The following is a 4,224-nucleotide window of genomic DNA, read 5'->3' on the forward strand; positions in this document are numbered from 1 at the left end:
CCTGAAGGTCGTAGGTTCAAATCCTACCCCCGCAACCAGAATTTTCTAGCTAGATCAACCGCTTAACAGCCGCCCCACGGGGCGGCTTTTTGCGTCCCCAACGACGGGTCAACAATAGGTCAACAGACGGACGGATACCTCGTGCGATTCCATTGATGTAGCGTGACACGAATTTTTGCAGCGTGTGACAGCAAAAGTTGCAGCAGAGCGATTTTATGAAGGCGGACTTCAATCCGCCTTCAAGGGCTCGTCAAACCCGATCTTAGGCAAGCGCCCACTGCACGAGGGCAGGGTCAGGCTCGACCGCATATACCGCCCAGCTCTCGGGCAGATCCATGCCGGCCAGCATGAGGGCGTTGACGTGATAGCCCGGCAGCGTCTCGTATTCCGGTTGCAGGCCGTCTTCCGTCTCGACCTGCCCGCCCGTAGCGCGGACCAGCGGACCGATGACCGCGAGGTCACAGCCGGGGTTCGGGAAGATGGTGCTCATGGCCGTCGCGCGGTCAGGAAAGCGGAGATCAACAGGGGTAGCCATTGTATTGCTTCTTACGGCCAGTTTGCAGGGTTAGAAAGCTAGGCGAGTTCCGCGTTGGTGAACCGCTTGGGCCGGTAGAGGGCGCGGAAGATGTGACCTCCTGGCGGAGTTCCTTGGTTGCGGCCCAGCCGGAGAAAAGACGCAGCGGGAGGCATAAAAACTTCGGGCGATTGAACCGTCGGAACACCGTTCCCAGAAATTGCCGAGCCGGCGGCGCTATAGGCGAGAGCGAGAATTGCCCGTTGCCCAACCGGCCAGTCGTTGCTGCCGCCGGACTGGAAGTTCGTAGAGGCGTTCCCAGCAAGGAAGCAGCGACCAGCCGACGAGCCTATTTCTATCCGGTTTGTTACCGACCCGCTCTCAAAGATGGAAGCCACACGAATGCTTCCCTCGGCAGGTGTGATGCAATCGACCATCAGCGTGCTGTCGCGGTGGCTGAACCAGGAGCGTGATGTCATCGAGCCAAGTGAGGCTCCGGTCGATTTACATGCCGAGCTGAAGCGGCTGCGACGGGAGAACGCGGTGCTTGAAGCAGGAGCGCGACATCCTGAAAAAAGTCGCGGCCTTCTTCGCGAAAGAGGGAAGTCGATGACCTTCGGCTTCATCGAGGCGGAGAAGGCCAGCTTCCCGATCAACCGGATGTGCCGTGTTCTTGGAGTCAGCCAGAGCGGCTTCTTCGCCTGGCAGGAACGTCCAGCCTGTCGCCGCCAGCAGCAGGACTTGGTTTATCTGGCGCATATCCGGACGGCCTTCACGCTCTCGCACGGCACCTATGGCAGCCCGCGCATGCACCGAGATCTTGTCGATGAGGGTCACGAGATCGGGCGGCATCGCGCCGCCCGCCTGATGCGCGCGAACCAGTTGATCGCGCGGCAAAGGCGGCGCTTCAAGCGGACGACGGACAGCGAACATGCCTGGCCTGTCGCCCCGAACCTCGTGTGCCAAGACTTTACGGCAGATGCGCCGGACCGAAAGTGGGGGACGGATACCTCCTACATCTGGACAGCTGAGGGCTGGCTCTACCTTGCTGTCGTGCTGGATCTCTTCTCTCGGCGCGTCATCGGTTGGGCCACAAGTGACCGCCTGAAGCGCGAGCTCGCCGTCGAAGCCCTGCGCCGTGCTCTGGTGGCTCGCAACCCCGCGCCGGGATTGGTTCATCATTCCGGCCGCGGATCGCAATACTGCTCCGTCGACTATCAGGCGCTGCTCCGCAAGCGCGGCATCCTGATCTCGATGAGCACTCCCGGCAGGTTCGCTATTGCCGTCGGGGCGTCCACGTCAGAGATCTCGGCGGCGCGGATATGGACAGTTGGTGTATTCATGAGAGGCATTTTGCCCAATAAGCCGTTGGTCGGCAACGCCGGCTACGGGCCGTACTGCGCGTGGGCTGATCTGATGACGGCTTCACAGCAAGTGCTTGCAAGAACGGCGCCAGGTCTCCTTGCTGTGGTTGACTGGCTCACCATGTTCCCTCAATGTTCCGTTGGCTTAGAGGGAAGAAGCAGGACATGCCGCAAACCAGCCCGGAAGATCAGCGCGGCGACAACATCCCGCTTGCGGTCAGTGTCATCCTCCTGACCGTGCTGGCGCTGTCGCTGGGGGATGCGCTGATCAAGATGACAAGCGGCAGCTTCGTCATCTGGCAGATTTTCGTTCTCCGCTCGCTGATTGTCATTCCGGTGCTGTTTGGTGTGCTTGTCGCCAGGGACAAGGGCGGAATCCGCCTGCCGGATGCGTTGGGATGGGTCACGCTGCGCAGCCTGATGCTGGTCGGCATGTGGGTCTGCTATTATCTTTCCCTGCCCGAGCTGACGCTTTCTGCGGCTGCCGCTGCCTATTACACGCTGCCGATCTTCATCACGCTCTTCTCGGCGGTGTTCATCGGCGACCGCATTTCAGGGGCGGGCTGGGCCGCCGTCTTCCTCGGGTTTCTGGGCGTGTTGCTGATCCTGCGGCCTGAGGCGGGGGACTTCAACGCCTATGCGATCCTGCCGCTGGTTTCGGCCATGCTCTATGCCGGGGCGATGATCCTGACCCGCACCAGATGCCGCCAGCAAGATCCCATCATGCTGTCGCTCGCGCTCAACATCGGCTTTGTCGTCATCGGCGGGCTGGCGGCAGGGATCATTCTTTTGCTGCCGGAGACCGCGCGGCAGGGCTTTCTGCTGGCCCCCTGGGCGGAAATGGGGCCGTCCGAATGGCTGTCGATGAGCTTGCTTGCAGCGGCGATCCTGACAGGCAGCATTGGCGCGGCGATTGCCTATCAGAACGGTCCTCCGGCGATGATCGGCGCGTTCGACTTTGCTTATGTCGGGTTTGCCGTGCTCTGGGGTCTGGTCTTCTTTGCCGAAGTGCCGGACATGGTTTCGATGTTCGGGATGCTGCTTGTCGTCGGGGCCGGTATCCTTGCCTTGCGCCGGTGACCGTCTGGTTGCCGATGCCGAGACGGCACATGGGCGAGCTTGCTGCGGTCAGCACCAACTGGCCGAACTGCGCGGGCCGGAGCCTGCCCCGCACCCGTCCTGTCATCAGCAGCAATAGTTCGACGTGAAGAGCCCTTTCGCGACATTTGCGGCGACCCGCCGCACATAATCCGGAAGGAAGCCCATCCTCGCTACAGTGAGTTGATGACGTTCTCGCTCATGCGACCCGCCAGCTCCCGGGCTGCATCGCCATGGCTGCTCCAATCATCCGTGACCTCGCCGAGATAAGCGCGTCGCGCATGATCGAGTGTCATAGCATCCGAGCCAGACAATTGCGGAATTGCCCATTCGGCGGCAGCATCCTTCGTGACGAACTTCCCCGTGCTGGCTGTGTGCCACATCCGCGCAAGTGTCAGCAGGACATTTCGCTCGTCCCCGTGAAATCCATCGAGCAAGTCCGGAAGTGAATCGCGCATTGCTTGGTTGACATGCTCTGTCGAAACGTCCGTCAGCGTTTCGCTCCCAGGCGGTCCGAACAACGGAATGGCCTCTTGATGGGCCTGTGCGATAACCAGAGAATACTCGGGGTCACGTCCGGGCATCGGCGTTTGACCGGCCTCGAAAGCCTCTCGAAGCCACTCACCATAAACGAACTCAGCTCGCGCCGGGTATAGTCACTGCGGTTGAGGTCGGCTTGGCAAAACACCATCACCTCAAGGCAGCGGGCGCCTCCCGGCACGGCAGGATGGCGTCCGGAAAGGTGCAGCAAGTCCAGCAACAGGCCGTTGCGCTGGCTCTCGCTCAACTCGGGCTGAACTACTGCCAGCAGATCAATGTCGCTTTGCGGCTGGAGACCGCCGGACACGGCCGATCCATGCAGATACACGCCAAGCAGCGCATTGCCGAGACGGCGCTGCAAGATCATCAAAGCCGACTGGATCTGTTCTGTCTGACGGGGTGCCACCTGCATGATGGTCTTCTAACCGACATGAAAGCATTATCGGAAGGCAGGTATGTCCGCATCGGCGACATTGCCCTGCCGACCTAGCTGCGGCAAAAAATAGTGACCGGTCTACGAAAGCTGCACTGCGGCAGCAACACGTCCCGACTGACCGGCAATGGGCCGCCCACGTCGAACATTGCGTGTTCCACGGGATGATGGGCGCCCATTCCAGCTGATCATGGGCAGCGATTCCACGCGATGATGGGCAGCCGTTCCACGCGATCGTGGGCGGATTGGGCGACAGTCTGAAGCTACGGTGAGCC

5 protein-coding genes are annotated in these 4,224 nt (G+C 61.1%); 2 read left to right on the forward strand and 3 right to left on the reverse strand.

Annotation, left to right across the window (positions count from 1 at the left end):
• Positions 1 to 262: 262 nt before the first annotated feature.
• On the reverse strand, positions 263 to 535 hold the full coding sequence (locus ACFSGJ_RS17190; protein ID WP_390264679.1) for a hypothetical protein: 273 nt from the start codon (positions 533 to 535) through the stop codon (positions 263 to 265).
• Positions 536 to 937: 402 nt separating this feature from the next.
• Here ACFSGJ_RS17190 and ACFSGJ_RS17195 point away from each other — a divergent pair, with 402 nt between their 5' ends.
• Together ACFSGJ_RS17195 and ACFSGJ_RS17200 are read left to right on the forward strand one after the other, a co-directional pair.
• On the forward strand, positions 938 to 2,113 hold the full coding sequence (locus ACFSGJ_RS17195) for an IS3 family transposase (RefSeq protein WP_390264682.1): 1,176 nt from the start codon (positions 938 to 940) through the stop codon (positions 2,111 to 2,113).
• A complete protein-coding gene (locus tag ACFSGJ_RS17200) occupies positions 2,044 to 2,958 on the forward strand; it encodes a DMT family transporter (protein WP_390264686.1) in 915 nt (304 codons plus the stop codon). Before ACFSGJ_RS17195 ends, ACFSGJ_RS17200 begins: the two co-directional genes overlap by 70 nt.
• A gap of 191 nt (positions 2,959 to 3,149) precedes the next feature.
• Here the strand turns inward: ACFSGJ_RS17200 and ACFSGJ_RS17205 are convergent, their stop codons facing one another.
• Positions 3,150 to 3,560 carry a DUF4111 domain-containing protein gene (locus ACFSGJ_RS17205; RefSeq protein ID WP_390264689.1) on the reverse strand — a complete coding sequence of 137 codons (411 nt, stop codon included), beginning with the start codon at positions 3,558 to 3,560 and terminating at the stop codon, positions 3,150 to 3,152.
• On the reverse strand, positions 3,467 to 3,928 hold the full coding sequence (locus tag ACFSGJ_RS17210; protein ID WP_390264691.1) for a nucleotidyltransferase domain-containing protein: 462 nt from the start codon (positions 3,926 to 3,928) through the stop codon (positions 3,467 to 3,469). The genes ACFSGJ_RS17205 and ACFSGJ_RS17210 overlap by 94 nt, the downstream gene beginning before the upstream one ends.
• Positions 3,929 to 4,224 lie beyond the last annotated feature (296 nt).

Source organism: Halodurantibacterium flavum (genome assembly GCF_042681825.1).
Taxonomy (GTDB): Bacteria; Pseudomonadota; Alphaproteobacteria; order Rhodobacterales; family Rhodobacteraceae; genus Halodurantibacterium; species Halodurantibacterium flavum.

Bases quoted from the DNA above. Each gene is read 5' to 3' on its own strand.
- ACFSGJ_RS17190 (WP_390264679.1), bottom strand. From the start codon at position 535: ATGGCTACCCCTGTTGATCTCCGCTTTCCTGACCGCGCGACGGCCATG.
- ACFSGJ_RS17195 (WP_390264682.1), top strand. From the start codon at position 938: ATGCAATCGACCATCAGCGTGCTGTCGCGGTGGCTGAACCAGGAGCGT.
- ACFSGJ_RS17200 (WP_390264686.1), top strand. From the start codon at position 2,044: ATGCCGCAAACCAGCCCGGAAGATCAGCGCGGCGACAACATCCCGCTT.
- ACFSGJ_RS17205 (WP_390264689.1), bottom strand. From the start codon at position 3,560: ATGCCCGGACGTGACCCCGAGTATTCTCTGGTTATCGCACAGGCCCAT.
- ACFSGJ_RS17210 (WP_390264691.1), bottom strand. From the start codon at position 3,928: ATGCAGGTGGCACCCCGTCAGACAGAACAGATCCAGTCGGCTTTGATG.